1 protein-coding gene is annotated in these 2,049 nt (G+C 64.4%); it reads left to right on the top strand.

Annotated features, from left to right (window positions below; translation table 11 throughout):
• The first annotated feature begins 591 nt into the window (after positions 1-591).
• Positions 592-1,875, top strand: a complete 1,284-nt coding sequence (ltrA, locus tag DOO78_RS26780; protein ID WP_111472932.1) for a group II intron reverse transcriptase/maturase — start codon at positions 592-594, stop codon at positions 1,873-1,875.
• Positions 1,876-2,049 lie beyond the last annotated feature (174 nt).

Here is a 2,049-nt window from a genome sequence, read left to right as displayed (position 1 = left end):
CCCCCTCCCGGCAAAGGCGCAGCCCGCCAGCCGGAAGCGAGCCTTGCATGGGCGACGGCAACGCCGCTCGTGAAGCGTAGGCAGCGGACGCTGAAGCCCTGGGGTAGCCCCGATATCATGTCCCGCTGGAGCCTTCGGAGTGTTGGGACCGGGGGCAGCATCGACAGGATCGCAAGTGGCGAGGTCCTGCCGGTCCGGCCGGGGTCTTGGAACAGGGCAAAGGCGTGGGATGGACTGCCAGGAAACCTGAGAGATCCCGTGCGTGCCCATCTGCGAGATGCCGGAGGCGGGGAGACCGGCTGACCAAAGACCCCAGGCCCGGTTGTGGTCCTCCGCCACACCGGGAGCGCCTCGGCGAGCACGAACATCGGAGGGAGCAGATGGAGCCTGGGACCGAAACCATAAGGCACCAGGAACGCGCATGCGGGAAGTCGTAGCGCCCTCGTAGTACCGCTGAAGGCGGGGAACCGGGCTCGCCGGGACCCACTGGAGGAAAGGGGGGCGCCGTGAGGAGAGACCCATCGACGGGAAACACGGGAGGGAACCCTGAGTCCCACAAACCTGTCCACGAAACGGCGATGGATAGCCGACATGGCGAGGACGCACCGCGACCGGGCGTTCGCCTCGCTGCACCATGTCCTCGATCTGGACTGGATGCTGGAAGCCTACCGGACCACCCGCAAGGATGGCGCGGCGGGCATCGACGGGGTCACGGCGGCCGACTATGCGGAAGCGCTGGAGGCGAATCTTCTCGACCTCCTCGACCGCATCAAGTCGGGTCGCTATCAGGCCCCACCGGTGCGCCGCAGCTACATCCCGAAAGCGGACGGCTCGCAGCGGCCTCTCGGTATTCCGACCTTCGAGGACAAAGTGGCGCAGCGGGCGATCGTGATGCTGCTGGAGGCCATCTACGAACAGGATTTCCTGCCCTGCTCGTATGGTTTCCGGCCAGGCCGGTCGGCGCATGACGCCGTGCACAATTTGCGCACGTCGCTCATGACGCAGGGCATGCGGTGGGTGCTGGATATCGACATCAGTCGATATTTCGACACCATCCCGCATGACCAGCTGCGGAGCTTCCTTGACCGACGAGTCACGGACGGTGTTGTTCGACGGATGATCGACAAATGGCTGAAGGCTGGGGTGCTGGAAAGCGGCTCCCTGACCTATGCGACCGAAGGAACGCCCCAAGGCGGCGTGATCTCGCCACTGCTCGCAAACATCTACCTGCACTACGTGCTGGACGAATGGGTTGCGATGGTGGTCGAGCCACGGCTGAAAGGGCGACATACCCTGGTCCGGTATGCGGACGATTTTGTCATGGCATTCGAAGATCACCTCGATGCCAAGCGGGTCTTTCACGTGCTGGGACAGCGGCTGAACCGGTATGGACTTACCCTCCATCCGGAGAAGTCGCGGTTCATCGACTTCCGATTTCGTCGTCCGGGTGGTTTGTGCCATCCGGCGACGAGCGGTACCACGTTCGACTTCCTGGGCTTTACCCATGTCTGGGGACGGTCCCTGAAAGGGAAGAACGTGGTGCGGCAGGTGACGGCAAAGGGACGGTTCGCCCGTGCCCTGTCGGCGGTGACCGAATGGTGCCAGCGTAACCGGCATCAAACGGTCCTCCACCAGCACGCCCACCTGTCCGCGATGCTACGTGGCCACTACGGCTACTACGGCATCACCGGCAACGGACGTCGGGTCCGATGGTATCTCCATCAGGTCGAGCGGATCTGGAAGAAGTGGCTATCGCGCAGGGGGCGACACGGAAACTTCCGCTGGGACCGCCTGCGTGAACTGCTGAGCCGCCATCCTCTGCCGCCAGCCCGGATCATGCGCCAATACGCCGTCCCGAGCGAAGCTCTCCCATGAAGAACCGGATGCGGGAAATCTGCACGTCCGGGTCTGTGAGGGGTGGGGGCGGCAACGTCCCCACCTACTCGGCAGAAGGCGAGTACGACCGAGCCGTCGTTGCGGCTGCGTTGCAGCGCCTTGAACCCGGCGAAGCCGTCGACCTGCAGCACGCCGCGGAACGGCTTGAGATGG

The sequence above is a fragment of the Roseicella frigidaeris genome, from assembly GCF_003258945.1.
GTDB classification, from domain to species: domain Bacteria; phylum Pseudomonadota; class Alphaproteobacteria; order Acetobacterales; family Acetobacteraceae; genus Paracraurococcus; species Paracraurococcus frigidaeris.
This window is presented reverse-complemented; position numbering and strand designations above follow the sequence as displayed.

Excerpts from the sequence above, each read along its gene's own strand:
- ltrA (WP_111472932.1), top strand. The coding sequence starts at position 592 with ATGGCGAGGACGCACCGCGACCGGGCGTTCGCCTCGCTGCACCATGTC.